We start from the raw sequence: 13,792 nt of genomic DNA, 5'->3' as shown, positions 1-13,792 counted from the left end.
GCCGTCAGGGCCTCATCCAGCAGCGGGGCGACGGGTTGCTCGCCGCGGCGGGCACGGAGCAGCGCCGCGGTGACTAGCGGCATGGTTCGGTGTAGCGGGCTGAGCCCGGCCCGGGTCAACACATCGTGGGCGGCTGCGCCTGCCCGGGACCAGTCGCCGCGATGCAACCCGACCTGCGCGTCGTCGCCGGCGACGAACATTTGGAAAGCGACCAGGTCACGGTCACCGCAGAACGCGGTGCTTTCCGCGATGTAGCGATCGGCGCGATCGAGGTCGTGGTGCAGCGCGGCGGTCCGGCAGATGATCGCTCCGGTGATACCGGCGTACTCGACCATCGCATCGGCGGCCATGGCGTCGCGCCACACCGCCTCCAAGTCCTCCCAGCCGGCATCGGTGCGAAACACGGTGGTCATCGCGGCGTAGCCGCGGGCCCGGCGCACGACCACCTCCTCGCCCAGTCGGGTGGCCAGGGTGACGGCCCGGGCCGCATACCCATCGCCGGCCGGGTCGTAGGTGAAGGCGCAAAGCTCGGCCAGATGGACCAGCGACCAGGCAAGCTGCGCTGAGGGCGCCAGGCCTTCCAGGAGCCGTAGCGAGGCCAAATCGGCCTGCCTGGCCTCGGTGACACGGCCGAGCGCGTAGACCATTTGAGAAAACCAGCGCAGATTGTCGCCCTCGGCGAGCCGGTCCCCCAGGTCGTGGCGCAGCGTGATCGCCTGCCGCCACGACCTAGCCGCGATCTCGGCGTGCCCGCACAGGTAGCTTTCGAACGCGTGTTGTTCGAGCCACACCACCTTCTGCTGCTTCGGGGTGGCCTCGGCGTGGCGCAGCGTGACCCCGTACAACTCGGCGGCCTCCCGGTGCGCCCCCAGCGCGGCCGCCCGCTCGGCAGCGGCCGGGCCGTAGCGGATAACCGCGTCGGTATCGCCGGCCTCCTCGGCGTGAAACACCAACGCCGCCAACGTATCCGGCGAGACCGGTGGTTGCGACAGCGCCACCAGCGCCCGCTGGTGCAGCAGGCGGCGCTGGTAGTCAGACACCCGTTCCAGCGTCGCGCGGCGGGCCAGCTCATGGCGAAACCCGACCACATCCGCGTCGAGCACCAGCATCCCCGCGTCGAGGCATTCGGTCAGCGCAGCCTGCGGCGCGGGGCACACCGTCTGCACCAGGGCGAGGCTGGCGCGCGGACCGCAGACCGCCGCGGCGTGGGCGAAATCGCGCGCGGGTGCCGACAGCCGGGCCAGCCGGCCCCAGACCGCCTCGGACACGCTTCGCGGCAATCCGCCACCGCCGGTCGCGTCGGCACCGGCCGCGAGCACTTCGGTGACATAAAACGGGTTGCCATCGGTGAGCCGGTGCAACGCCTCGGCGTTGATCCCGCTGCCGGTGGCCAGCATCGCCACCGCCTCGGGGCTGAGCCGGGCCAGCCCGATCCGGCTCACCGCCGCAATAGTCGCCAGATCCCCCAGCACCGCCGCCAGCGGATGCTGCTCGCCGAGCTCATCATCGCGGTAGGACACCAGCAGCAACACCGGCAGCGAGGCCACCCGCCTGGCCACAAACCGCAGCAAATCCAGGGTGCCGCCGTCGGCCCAGTGCGCGTCCTCAATCACCCACACCCAGCCGCTGGTGGTGTCCGCCAACAACCTGAGCACGCTGGCGTAGACGCCCTCGCTGTCACCTCGGTCGATCGCTTGACTCACCGCGGCTGCCTGCGCGCCGGACAGCGCGGCGAGCGCGTCGAGCAGCGGCCCCAGCGGTCGCGGCGCGGCCAGCGGATCACACCAGCCGGGCAACACCCGCATTTGCTGCCCGAGCCCGCCGACGAACCGGCGGATCACCGCGGTCTTACCGACCCCGGCCTCACCCCGCAGCAACACCACTCGGCCCGCCCCCCGGGCGGCCGAGCGCAGGCAGTGCTCCAACTCGGCCAGCACTGACTCGCGTTCAAGCAGGGCCCCCACCGGCCTCGCTCCTCTCGCCTTCCCGACCGCCGCATCAACACCGCCGCGAGGGCCCAGGCATCCGACATATGGAGCGCATTTCTCATGCGCCGCGACCACCGGGCGCGCACACTGCGCACCGACGTGCGCAGGCGGCTGCCACGGCACCAGCAAACCCACATCCGGGTCAAGATGCGGCTATCAGCTTAGCTGCCAGCAATTGCCCACGCACAACCATGAAGTACCGGCGAGGCGTCGATACCCAAGGATTGTCGCTGCCGATTCCCGCCGCCCAGCCACCAGCGAGGGTCGCGCAACGACATGCGGAACAACTCCAAGTGGCCGACGTGTTTTTCGGTGATCTCGTGCGCGGACCGTTGACGAATCACATCGCCGAACGCGGATGCCAGCGCAGCGCACAGCGCGAGCAACACCGCGATATCTGCCTTCGCCATGGCGACCTCCTTGCACTCACTTGCGTTGCGGCCCAAATGATCTCACTCATACGGGACAAATCGCGGGCACGGTGCCTCCGGGTGCGAACGGAAACCTTTGGTCCGCAACGCATCCAGTGCTTCGCTCTTCGTTTGATGTGTTCAGTAGGTGATTGTGCCTGGTGTCACGGTTTGTGGCCCCTGCGCGCAGTGCACCGCAATGGTCCACGTTGTGCCTGTCTCTAGGCCCGGCGCGAACCACTGAAAAGTGGGGTTACTGGGGTTCAACTCGAACGGCGGTCCAAAGTAGGGGATCCCCGTTGTGTTCGGGGTCGACGAGTACACACACCCGCCAAGATTGCTAGGGGGGTTGGTATTGTCAAATACGATGATGGTCACACCCCCGAATGAGGGTTGTGTAATGACCTGTAATTTGTCTGCCTGCGCGGTTCCGGCGCCGCAAAATAGCAGTGTCGGCACGGTGGCGGTGCCCAGCGTCGAGGCGATCAGTTTTTTGCGGGCGTGGTCGGTAATCATTATGTTTCCTTTCTGGGTGTGGCGGGGGCCGGGGGTTGAGCGTTACGGCGCATCCTGACCCGGTATGCGTATCGCTGACGCCCGGCGCAGCCGCCCGCACACTTCGTTAGTGTGTGCACCCAAGCGACCCCGGCGCGTCGGTATTTCTACCCATTTTTGCCATGAGAATGTGCCGCCTCCATCGAGGCATCGCGGCCGAAACGGGTCGGATTCGCAGCACCGTTGCGGGCACGGTTCTACCAGAACGTGTGGTGCGAGCCGGCGCGCTGATTCCTGCGACTGCCATGGTCGGCACGAAACCCGATGAACGGGCTATATAGCGGTCTGCGGACACGGGAAATCGGGAGTCATCCTGGCCACCCGCGTCGACAGCACCCCGATAGAACGGGTCCAGCCGATCCGCTCGGCAATCACCCTCGCCGGCATCCTCGGATACACCTGCAGCAGCTCACGGATCCGTCGCTCGACCTCATCGACCATCGAGCCCTTTGCTGGCCGTTGATGCTTCGGCGGCCCATGCAGGCCAACGCGGCCTTGACAGTGTTCTTAGATACCCCACGCCGCACAAAGCGTCGATGCGTGGGCCGCCCTAGGCCATTTTCAGCGGCAACACCCGCAGAACAAGCATCACCAGATGTGCGCCAGAAGCCAATTTCAAAAGAGCCTCCTCAGCGCTCGCAAACCAACAGAATACGGTGATGGACACGACATGGGAGCGGTTCGTATCGGTGTGTCAAGCGGCTCTCGGCGAACTCGTTGAAGGTCGGCCGGAACCCTTTAAGGCGCTCTGGTCACACGCCGATGACGTCGTGATCATGGGCGCCTTCGGGGGTCATGAACGTGGCTGGGAACAGGTGAGCGCCCGGCTCGACTGGGCGGCGAAAGGCATCGCCGCGACCGACCGGAGCGCAGAGAACATCGTCACCACCGTCGGCGACGATCTTGCCTTCACAGTCGATCTGGAGCACATGACCCGACACATCGGTGATCGCCGGCAGCCGAGGACGCTTCGCTGCACCCACGCCTACCGGCTAGAAGACGGCCAGTGGAAGGTCGTACTGCGTCACGCCGACGAACTTGCCGAGACGGACGAGCACCAAGGTCGGCACCCCAAATCCGTTCGGCATGAACCGCCACAGGTTTGATGTCGGCTTCATGGCTGAGGCCTCGCCGGCTAGGACGCCTGGATTTGAGCGTAATCGGCGCTCTCGTATTCCTCGGGCGGGACGTAGTTGAGCTGGCTGTGTAGCCGGCGGTTGTTGTACCAGCCGACCCATTCCATCGTGGTGTACTCGACGTCGTCGATGGTGCGCAGCGGACCGGCCAGGAAGGGGCTGCGGCGGCCGAGGGCTTCGGTCTTGAGCAACCCGATCGTCGTCTCGGAAAGGGCGTTGTCGTAGGCGTCGCCGATGCTGCCGATGGATGCTGCGATCCCTTCCAGCACAAGGGTTTCAGCGAATGCGATCGACGTGTACTGCGAGCCGGCATCGCTGTGGTGGATCAACCCGGCGGCGACGCGGTGGCACTAGCACGTGCGCACCCGGGTCGCGCAGCCGAGTTCAGCCAAGCGCGAGAAGCGTTCGCCGGTCGGCTCATTGGGAAGCACACGTTGGCCACATGAGTAAGTCCAGACAGGTTGGCGCTCAGCGTCTTACACATGTACTACATGCTGGTGGCTGTCCTTCAGCCACCGGGTCGGGGACACTGTTACAGATAACTCGACAACGCCATCTCGACGAGAACGGCGCGATCACGGCGTGACGATGTTGAACGCGGGATCGGGCTTGTCGAGGACACTCAGCAGCTGCTGAAGGGCCGCTTGGTCGCCGGATATCTCCAGCCCCGGTGAGCCGACTCCTTCCATTCCCAAGCCCATGACCACCATGAGAAGGCGAACCGTGTTGTCGACCGTGACGGACACGTTCGCGGTGGCGGAATCGGCGGGCACTTGGCGGTACACCAGCACGCCGTTGCGCAGCACGAGCCGGTAATTGGTGTTCACGTTGGTCAAGATGATGTCGACGACCAGATCCAAATCCCAGGCGCGTGGCCCGTTGACGGTGATGGCCAGGCCGTCGAAGATCTGCTCCGGCGTCAGCGCAGACATCAACGTCAGCGAGGTGGTCTGGGCCGCGGTACCGAAGTTGCCGTCGCGCAATTCCGCTGCGCCGGACAAGAAGAAGTTGCGCCAGGTCGCATTCTCGGCGCCGTAGGCCAACTGCTCGAAGGTGTCCGCGAGCAGCGCGCGGGCGCCGGCATGCGTATCGTCGGCGAACACCGCGTGATCGAGCAGCGTTGCAGCCCAACGGAGGTCACCGGAGTCGAAGGCCTGCTGGGCAAGTTCGACAACGCGGTCGACTCCGCCCATCGCATCGACATACCGGGTGGCCAATGCCTCTGGCGGGTGCGGCCACAGTCGCGCCGGGTTGCCGTCGAACCAGCCCATGTAGCGCTGGTAGATCGCCTTGATGTTGTGGCTGACCGACCCGTAGTACCCGTGGGTGTGCCACGCCTTGTCCAATGCCGGTGGCATCTGCAGCATTTCGGCGATCTCGGCACCGGTGTGGCCTTGATTGAGCAGCCGCAGCGTCTGGTCATGCAAATAGGCGTACAGGTCGCGTTGCAGCGACAGAAACTCGATGACGCGGTCCTGTCCCCAAGTTGGCCAGTGGTGCGACGCGAAGACGACGTCGGTGCGGTCGGCGAACGTGTCGATCGCCTCGGTGAGATAGCCCGACCAAGCGTGCGGGTCACGAACCAGCGCGCCGCGAAGCGTCAACAGGTTGTGCAGGTTATGCGTGGCGTTCTCGGCCATGCACAGTGCGCGGAATCGCGGGAAGTAGAAGTGCATTTCGGCCGGGGCTTCGGTACCCGGTGCCATCTGGAATTCGATCTCCACCCCGTCGATGGTGTGGGTTTCGCCCGTGGTCCGGATGTCGACGGTCGGAACAATCAGGGCAACCTCGCCGAGAGATGGCCCCTGGCCCAGGCCGCATCCGACGTGTCCCCGGGGGCCGCGCGCCAGCCGGCTGCCGTACATATAGGTGGCGCGACGCGTCATGGCCGTTCCGGCGTAGACGTTCTCCTGCACGGCATGCGACGTGAATCCTTCGGGCGCCAGCACCGTCACTCCCCCGGCGTCCACATCGGCCTGCGACGTGACGCCCAGCACGCCGCCGAAATGATCGACATGGCTGTGGGTGTAGATCACCGCGGCGACGGGCCGGTCACCGCGGTGGGTGCGGTAGAGCTGCAGCGCCGCGGCCGCCACCTCAGTGGAGACCAGCGGGTCGATGACGATCAGACCGGTGTCGCCCTCGACGAAGCTGATGTTGGAGATATCCAAGCCGCGGACCTGGTAGATACCCGGCACCACCTCGTAGAGGCCTTGTTTGGCGGTCAGCATGCACTGCCGCCACAGACTGGGGTGCACTGATGGCGGCGCCTCCCCGGTGAGGAACGAATACGCGTCGTTGTCCCACACCACCCGTCCGTCGACGGCCTTGACGACGCAGGGCGTCAGCGCAGCAATGAATCCGCGGTCGGCGTCGGCAAAATCCGTGGGGTCCTTCTCATGCACGCTCTGACACTCCCATCGATTCAGCCGCGCCGGGAGAGATGTCCCTGATCGACCAGCAAATCTTTGCAGTATTGGAGACGAGCGGCGCTGACCAGGAGACTAATTTTTGGCGAATCCGATACCGAGCGTTCGGTAACGCTGCATACTGCCGAAACGGTCTGTGAAGTTCCTGTGGACCGCCACAACGGCAAAGGAGCACGAGTGAAGCGTTCAGTTACGGTCGCTGCCGCAGCGACGGCGATCGTGGTCGTAGGTCTGTCCGGATGTTCGAGCAATAAGTCATCGACCAGCAGTAGCAGCTCATCGTCTGGCGCGGCAAGCGCGGCGGTAACCGGCCCAGGCGGCGCACCCGCCGCGGCGAAAGTCACCATCGACGGCAAAGACCAGAACGTCGGCGGCACCGTCGCCTGCACCACGATGGGCGGCAACGTGAACATCGCCGTCGGTGGGGCACAGACCGGCATTGGCGCCGTGCTCACTGACGCCAACCCGCCCGCGGTGAAGTCGGTCGGACTCGGCAATGTCAACGGGGTCACGCTGGGCTACACCCCCGGCACCGGTCAGGGCAACGCCAGCGCCACTAAGGACGGCAGCAAATACAAGATCTCCGGGACCGCGACCGGGGTGGATATGTCCAACCCGATGCAGCCGGTGAACAAGCCCTTCGAGATTGATGTCACCTGCCCCTAGGACTCGGGTCCTGAAGTAATCGCACTCACACGACGGCGACGCTCCCCAAGGCGTCGCCGTCGTTGCGTGCGCCCGAACCGAATACGCTGCTAACCTTCGCTGCTGTCGCGAGCGTTGAAGCGCTAAATCGCAGGCGAACACCCATCATGGGCATTAGTCGTTGAGACTCGACTTTCATTGGGGCCCAGTATGATTCGGCCCGGACGTTGGCCCAGCATTAACGGCATATTCTTAGGCTGCTCTGCCTGTCACCAGTATCAGCGACCGGCCAACCGGGAGAGGCTGGACTTGCACGTCGGTAAAGCCCGCGTCAGTGAGCCAGCTAGTGAACTCACCAGCGGTGTAGCACCGCGCCGTCGACGTCAGCCTGAAAAACAATGCAAACGCGTCGCCGATCAGGTCGGGCTGCGCATCATCGGCGTCGGGTTGGCAGACCTCCCATATCGCTACAGTGCCGGCCGCGTTGATTGCCCGTCGCACCCGAGCCAGCAGCTCGCCGATCTGCTGCGGCGTGAAGTGGTGCAAGATGTTGCTGAGGAATACGACATCGTAGTCCGCGCCCAGGTCGTCAACCAGGACATCACCGGCCCGGTAGGTCACGACATCATCGAGACCCTCTGCGCTGCAGAGCTTTCGAGCCTGCTCGACGGCTTGTGGAAGGTCAAGAACCTCCGAGCGCATTGGCGGATGAGCGCGTGCGATCAGTGCGCCGTACAAGCCGTGGGAGCCCGCAATGTCCAGCAGTCGCTTCGCGCCGGGCCTGACCGGAACCATGGTCGCAACGAGGGGGGCCATGCGGCGGGCGTTCTCGAGCATCGCGGCCTGGTAGGTGTTCCAGTCGGTCGGGTCCTGCAGCGTGCCGTGATGGTCCACGCCGTGCCCGGTGCGAAGCACCTCGCCCATCTTGGCGAAGTCCGTCCACCACATATCAAACATGGCGACCCACGCTGTCAGGCGACCGGCGCTGTCGTCGAGAAGCGTTGAGCGTGCGAGCTCGCTCAGCTCAAACCTGCCCTGACTGCCGGGCACCAGGTAGTTCGACGCGGTCAGAACTCGCAGCACCAGTTGAAGGGTGTCAGCATCGACACCCAGCGCGTCGGCTAGCTCGCTGGCCGTACGCGGCCCGGCGCGCAATCCTTGGAACACACCGTGCCGGACGCCGGCCATCAGCGCGCTAGCCTGCACCAGCGGGACGAACGAGTCGAACAATGCCATAGGCGCCCGCGGCGACGCGAGCATCCGCTCCTCAAAGGCATCGTCGGGGATTGGCCCGTATCGCATCCCGACCTCCCAGGACCAATGGCATTGGCGTCAACGTTAGTCCGGCCCGAGCCGAAGAGTAGGCCTAATCTTGATCTTTGGGCTTGACCCGGTTTGCTGCGACACCCGGGTCAGCCCGCTATGGAGGCATCCCAGCCGGAATGGGTCAGATTCGCTGCGCCGTTGATGCGTTGGGCTATGCGCCTAGATCGCACCCGCAAACCGCGGTGGACGTTCCGCAGGTACCACGGCAGTTGAACGCCACTCCAGACGACCATCAGCAAGAAGCGCTTCGTCATCGAGGATTGAAGCCATGACGGCTTGGCGCCGGCGATCACGTCCTTCGTCAAATTCTCCGATGATCGATTCCCAAGTTGTCGATGAAAGGTGTTGCACGGCACGGGATCACATATCAGCTCATGTAACTCCGCTGTGGTGGCGGTGGAATTCGGTTACACGGTTTCGCTGCAGCCCCTTAACGCTGTGGGCCGAAAAGCGTTGAGGGATCGGGCCTTGGCATGAAACCTGGGACGAGTTCAGGTCGGTCGTAGGGATTGAATTCGACGGGTGGCGGTTGCGGCGGCAATGGGGTTGCCAACGTTGGGGGTGGTTCACGCCTCTCTGGGGGTAGGTGCCCTATTGTCACGCGAGAGTCCTGGCAGACCACGGGTATTCCAGACGGCGTCAAAGGCCCCCCACCACACGTTGTCTTGAAATTAACATAGGGATTGTGATCAGCTTCCTGTACAGATCCCCAGTAAGCAACGTCGCTTATGGGATGCTCGCAGCACACAGCGGCAATGTCAGCGTGATAGGGCATGGCGTTGGCCGGTGCAGCGGTGGTGGTGTCGATGGCGAGCCCGGCGGCTGCCGTACTGATGCCGATGCCGGCCGCGGCGAGCAGCGACGCAGCGCCCCCAGCTGTGGTGATCATGGCGAAGTTCTCCAATCTGGACCCGTCGAGACATTTTGCTGTCGTCGGTGCTGCGTGGGGTAGGGAGCTACCGTCACAACCGCATCCTGACCGATGCGGGTTTGCTGTGCGGTGCTGGTCCCCGCGCCACTCGGTTGTAGTGTGCGCCGCCCGACCGCCTGAGCGCTTCGGTAGTTTTACCTATTTTTGCCACCCCATTTCCCGCCGGGGGTGCCAAACCAGCCCGAGCGAAGAGGGGAGGTAGGCGGTCCAGGCACGCGCCACCGCAAGCCGGGACGCCGGGTGGGCCGCAGCATGCGTACCCAAAAGATGGGTACAAATACCGATGCCCTCAGGCGCGATCGCCGCGCACGATACCCAGGGAGGTCCAAGTCCCCTCGCAACGGTGAATCAGAAAGAGATATTGAGCGGTCAAACCACTACCGCGTCACCCGGTTTTCTTCACGAGGGACTGCGATCCCTTGGTCACTGACTCAACCGCTACGTCAGGGGAGGGGGTATGAACGACGATCGGTTCGACGCGATGGTGCGTCAGCTCAGCACGGCCCGGTCGCGGCGCAGTGCCCTGCGGATCTTCGGCGGCGCTCTGGTGGGGACAGCGGCGACGGCGCTGTTCGGTACGGGGCGAGCCGGCGCGGTCTTTTGTCCGTTCGGTCAAACCTGCTGTCCGCTGGATCAATGCCTGGCAGGTGGGGGCACTTGTGTCAACACGTTTACCGACTCGAACAACTGCGGGTTCTGTGGGCATGTGTGCACCGGCGCCACCTGCGCAAACGGCTTTTGCCTCGGCGGTTGCCCCCAGGGGCAAACCCTGTGCGGCAACGTCTGCAAGGACACCGCATCCGACCCCAAAAACTGCGGCGGATGTAGCACGACATGCGTGCAAGGTGCGGCCTGCGTTAACGGCAGCTGCCAGTCGCAATGCCAATCGGGGCAAACCCTGTGCGGCGGCAAATGCGTGGACACACGTGCCGACGGATTGAACTGCGGTTTATGCGGCCACGTATGCATGGGATTCCAGGAATGCGTCAGCGGCACCTGCGTGGAGTCCTGCTTCACCCAATATCCGAACACCACGCGGTGCGGCGGGGTTTGCGTGAACGTCAACACTGACGTCAACCACTGCGGTTCGTGCCACAGGGCGTGCCCACCGGACCACCGTAAATGCGAAAACGGTGCTTGCCTGGTGCCTTGACCATGTGCGGCGGGTGATTTCTGTCGTGAACGCCTGAGGAGGAGATCGTGGGTGCGGCGGTGTGGGTGGCGCGGATCGCATTAGGGGCGATGTTCATCTTCGCGGGGCTTACGAAACTGTTCGACCGGGCCGAAGTCCGCCGCGCCGTTCACGATTTCGGTGTCCCGGCCCCGCTAATCGGCGTCGTCGCGGCGGGTCTGCCGGTCGTCGAAATGTCGTTGGGCATCACGATGTTTCCGTCCGCGACCGCGCGGTGGAGCGCGCTGGGAATGATCGCGGTGCTGGTGGTGTTCATCGCGGCCATCGGCGCTGCCATTGCTCGGGGAACCCGCCCGCAGTGCCGCTGCTTCGGCCAGGTGCACTCAGGGGCGGTGGGCTGGAAGACGTTGGCCCGCAATGGTTTACTGGCGGCCACCGCCGCCGCAGTGTTCTGGGCCTCAAGCGCCGGCTACAGCACCGCAGGCGCGGTGCCCCATATCACGCTCACCCCGTGGCTACTGATCGGGGTGCTGGCGGCGGTGATCGCCGCGGTGGTGGTGCAGGGCTGGGTGATCATCAATCTGCTTCGCGCCTTGGGTCGGCTGGTGCTGCGCCTAGAGGCCCTCGAAGCCGCGGCACCACCGGCACCGGCGGTGGGCCACAACGGACACGTGGCGGGTGGTCTTGCGGTCGGTTCGCCGGCGCCGGAGTTTTCCTTGCCCAGCCTGGATGGGGACACGCTGACGCTGCACGCGCTGCGCGCACGCGAGCGTCCGGTGGTGTTGGTGTTCTCCGATCACGCCTGCGGGCCGTGTGCGGCGCTGCTGCCCGAGGTCGCGGGCTGGCAAGACCGGTACCGCGACGCGGTGACGATCGCGGTGCTCAGCCGCGGCGAGGTGGGGGCCAATCGGGTGATGGCCGACCAGACCGGTGTGGGCTTGGTGCTGCTGCAGAACAACTTTGAGATCGCCGAGGCGTACCGGTTCGCCGGCACCCCCAGCGCCGCGCTGGTCACGCCCGACGGGCGGGTCGGCAGCCCGACGGTCGCCGGCGCGGATGCCATCCGAGACCTGGTGAGCGGTGTCGTCTCCGAGCAGACTCGCCCGCACACCCAGTCGCGCTCACCGGCCCTGGGGCGGTGGGCACCCGGCTTCGCGTTGCCCGACCTGGCCGCGCGCATGGTCACGCTCGACGATTTTCGGGGCGACCGGGTGATGCTGCTGTTCTGGAATCCTGATTGCGGCTTTTGCGCCGGGATGCTCGACGATCTGAAGAGCTGGGAATTCCGCACCACCCCCGGGGCGCCGCGGCTGCTCGTCATCTCGACCGGCTCCCAGCAGCAAAACCGCGACATCGGGTTACGCGCACCGATACTGACCGATGTCGCGAACACCGTCGCGCCGTTGTTCGGCGTGTACGGCACCCCCATGGCGGTGATGGTTGATCCGGAGGGCAAGCTCTCCTCGGCTGCGGCCGCCGGCGCCGACGCCATTTTCGAGCTCGCCCGCAACCTGCTGGTCCCGGCAGCAAACTAACCACGGACCGCTGCGATAGCCCACCAGTTTCGGACTAGCCACGTGACCTTTTTGGAGACGCCTACGAATGGATCCACGGCACGCACACCCCCCGCATGACAACTTCGGCGATGTTGGCGGCTCATGTGGTGGCGGCTGCTAACGGCTCGCGATCAGGCCACGCCCACAGGCAGCGCGCTGCCAACGCCAGTCGTTGCCTGGGCGCTGTCCACCAATCCGCAAACCAGCGGCAGCACTGCCGGGGCCAAGCACCGTGCTCCAAAACGACTGCGGCGGTTGGGAGAATCCAGGTGGCCGCGGCAGGACGCCGTTGTGGCCATGCCCGAACGACTGATCGTGCCAGCCCATGGATTCACGCCGGCGTTTGTCCGTCGGGAATTTGTTGGCGACGTTCTTGGTGCGCGCGGGCGGCCTGGGTGCGGTTCTGCATGCCGAGTTTGGCCAGGATGGCGCTGACGTGGTTCCCGACCGTTCGGCGGCTGATGTACAGCGCGGCGGCGATCTCGCCGTCGTTGTGCCCTTCGGCGAGCAGGTCGAACACTTCACGTTCGCGGCGAGTCAACCCGTGCGGGTCGGAGATTGTGTCGGAGCGACGCCCGCGTGGAACGCGGCCGAGTAGCTGGGCCAGTCGTTGCTGGGCACGGCGGGCCGCGGCCCGGGCACCGAGGCTACGGAAAGTAGCCAACGCGGACTCGACCGCAGCGATGTCACCGCCGAGTTGGGCGAGCGCCGCGTCGTAGGGGCAGCCGCGGCGGGTCCATTCCTTGGCGGCGGCCTGCCAGTCCCCGCTGATCTCCAGCCGGTACGGGGTGATAACGCTGGGGCGAGCGCTAGCCGCCGAGTCACCGGCTAGATGTGTCCATCGCCTCAGGTGTTCGATCACCCACGGATCGGTGTCGGCGTTGCTGGCGTCGATTGCACACTGTGCTTCGGCGAGTGCGGTTTGGTCATCGCCGGCCAGCCAAGCGACTTCGGCGCGCGCGGCCCAAACCGGACCGAGCCGAAGCACGTTGGTCGCCTCGCCGCCGGCCGCAAGCGCCTGATGAAGCAGCCCGGCCACGGACGTGTCACTTCGGTCGCCGCGGCGGGCCCGTATCAGCGCGAGGGTGATCAACGGCATGATGCGACCCAAGGGAAGCAGTCCGGGCCGGGTCAGCACGTCTTCGGCGAATACGCTCGCGTCGGCCCAGTCACCGCGGTAGAGCGAGGTTATGGCGCGGGCACCGGTAGCGAAGGCTTGGAACATGTCCAGGTCATGTTCCCGGCAGAATTCTGTGGCGAGGGCGGTGTAGCGGTCGGCGCGATCGACGTCGTGGTGCAACGCAGCGGTCCAGCAGGTAAGCGTCCCTATCAGCCCGGTGTGTTCCTCGGGGACCCCGCTGGCCGCCGCGTCGCGCCATACGGCTTCCAAGTCCTCCCACCCGGTGTCGGTGCGCAGCACCCTGGCTAGTGCTGCGTAGCCTCTGGCCCGGAGGACGACAGTGGAATCGCCGAGCTGTGTGCCTACCGTGATGGCCCGGGCCGCGTAGGCGGCGGCGCTGGGATCAAAGACGAACGTCGCCAGGTCTGCCAGGTTGACCAGCGACCAAGCAAGCTGCGGGGACGACGGCAGTTCGTGCACAAGCGCCAGCGACGCGCGCCCGGCCTCAAGCGCGTCGGTTGTCTGACCCCATGTCAACAGAAGGTGGGAAAGCCAGCGGAGATC

At 65.4% G+C, this 13,792-nt stretch carries 10 protein-coding genes and 1 pseudogene; 3 read left to right on the top strand and 8 right to left on the bottom strand.

Annotated elements, in window-relative coordinates; genetic code table 11:
• The 4 genes and pseudogenes from WAN71_RS06140 to WAN71_RS06125 form a co-directional block, all read right to left on the bottom strand.
• Window positions 1-1,964, bottom strand: a 1,964-nt coding sequence (locus WAN71_RS06140) for an ATP-binding protein (RefSeq protein WP_422224482.1), incomplete at its 3' end; no start/stop codon positions are given.
• A 266-nt stretch (window positions 1,965-2,230) separates the two neighbouring features.
• A pseudogene (locus WAN71_RS06135) lies at window positions 2,231-2,398 on the bottom strand (DMT family transporter); the annotation flags it as partial.
• Window positions 2,399-2,539: 141 nt separating this feature from the next.
• Window positions 2,540-2,914, bottom strand: a complete 375-nt coding sequence (locus WAN71_RS06130) for a hypothetical protein (RefSeq protein WP_422224481.1) — start codon at window positions 2,912-2,914, stop codon at window positions 2,540-2,542.
• Window positions 2,915-3,226: 312 nt separating this feature from the next.
• Window positions 3,227-3,394: a hypothetical protein gene (locus WAN71_RS06125; protein ID WP_422224480.1), complete on the bottom strand. Its 168-nt coding sequence runs from the start codon at window positions 3,392-3,394 to the stop codon at window positions 3,227-3,229.
• A gap of 218 nt (window positions 3,395-3,612) precedes the next feature.
• On the opposite strand from WAN71_RS06125, the gene WAN71_RS06120 reads away from it, so the two are divergent.
• Window positions 3,613-4,059, top strand: a complete 447-nt coding sequence (locus WAN71_RS06120; protein ID WP_422224479.1) for a YybH family protein — start codon at window positions 3,613-3,615, stop codon at window positions 4,057-4,059.
• 29 nt (window positions 4,060-4,088) lie between these two features.
• On the opposite strand, the gene WAN71_RS06115 is transcribed toward WAN71_RS06120, so the two are convergent.
• The gene (locus WAN71_RS06115) at window positions 4,089-4,418 is read right to left on the bottom strand and encodes an integrase core domain-containing protein (RefSeq protein ID WP_422224478.1); all 330 of its coding nucleotides are present in this window, start codon (window positions 4,416-4,418) and stop codon (window positions 4,089-4,091) included.
• Between the two features lie 246 nt (window positions 4,419-4,664).
• A complete protein-coding gene (locus tag WAN71_RS06110; RefSeq protein WP_422224483.1) occupies window positions 4,665-6,518 on the bottom strand; it encodes an alkyl/aryl-sulfatase in 1,854 nt (617 codons plus the stop codon).
• Between the two features lie 177 nt (window positions 6,519-6,695).
• Here WAN71_RS06110 and WAN71_RS06105 point away from each other — a divergent pair, with 177 nt between their 5' ends.
• Window positions 6,696-7,184 (top strand): lipoprotein LpqH, encoded by a 489-nt coding sequence (locus tag WAN71_RS06105; protein ID WP_422224477.1) that lies wholly within the window; start codon window positions 6,696-6,698, stop codon window positions 7,182-7,184.
• 231 nt (window positions 7,185-7,415) lie between these two features.
• Here the strand turns inward: WAN71_RS06105 and WAN71_RS06100 are convergent, their stop codons facing one another.
• Window positions 7,416-8,465: a methyltransferase gene (locus tag WAN71_RS06100; protein WP_422224476.1), complete on the bottom strand. Its 1,050-nt coding sequence runs from the start codon at window positions 8,463-8,465 to the stop codon at window positions 7,416-7,418.
• Between the two features lie 2,155 nt (window positions 8,466-10,620).
• Between WAN71_RS06100 and WAN71_RS06095 the strand changes: the two genes are divergently transcribed.
• Window positions 10,621-12,087 carry a MauE/DoxX family redox-associated membrane protein gene (locus tag WAN71_RS06095; RefSeq protein ID WP_422224475.1) on the top strand — a complete coding sequence of 489 codons (1,467 nt, stop codon included), beginning with the start codon at window positions 10,621-10,623 and terminating at the stop codon, window positions 12,085-12,087.
• A gap of 352 nt (window positions 12,088-12,439) precedes the next feature.
• Here WAN71_RS06095 and WAN71_RS06090 read toward each other — a convergent pair.
• Window positions 12,440-13,792: helix-turn-helix domain-containing protein (locus WAN71_RS06090; protein ID WP_422224474.1), on the bottom strand; the 1,353-nt coding region annotated here is incomplete at its 5' end.

Origin of the sequence: Mycobacterium sp. (assembly GCF_049280035.1) — a bacterium.
In the GTDB taxonomy this organism is placed as follows: Bacteria; Actinomycetota; Actinomycetes; order Mycobacteriales; family Mycobacteriaceae; genus Mycobacterium.
This window is presented reverse-complemented; position numbering and strand designations above follow the sequence as displayed.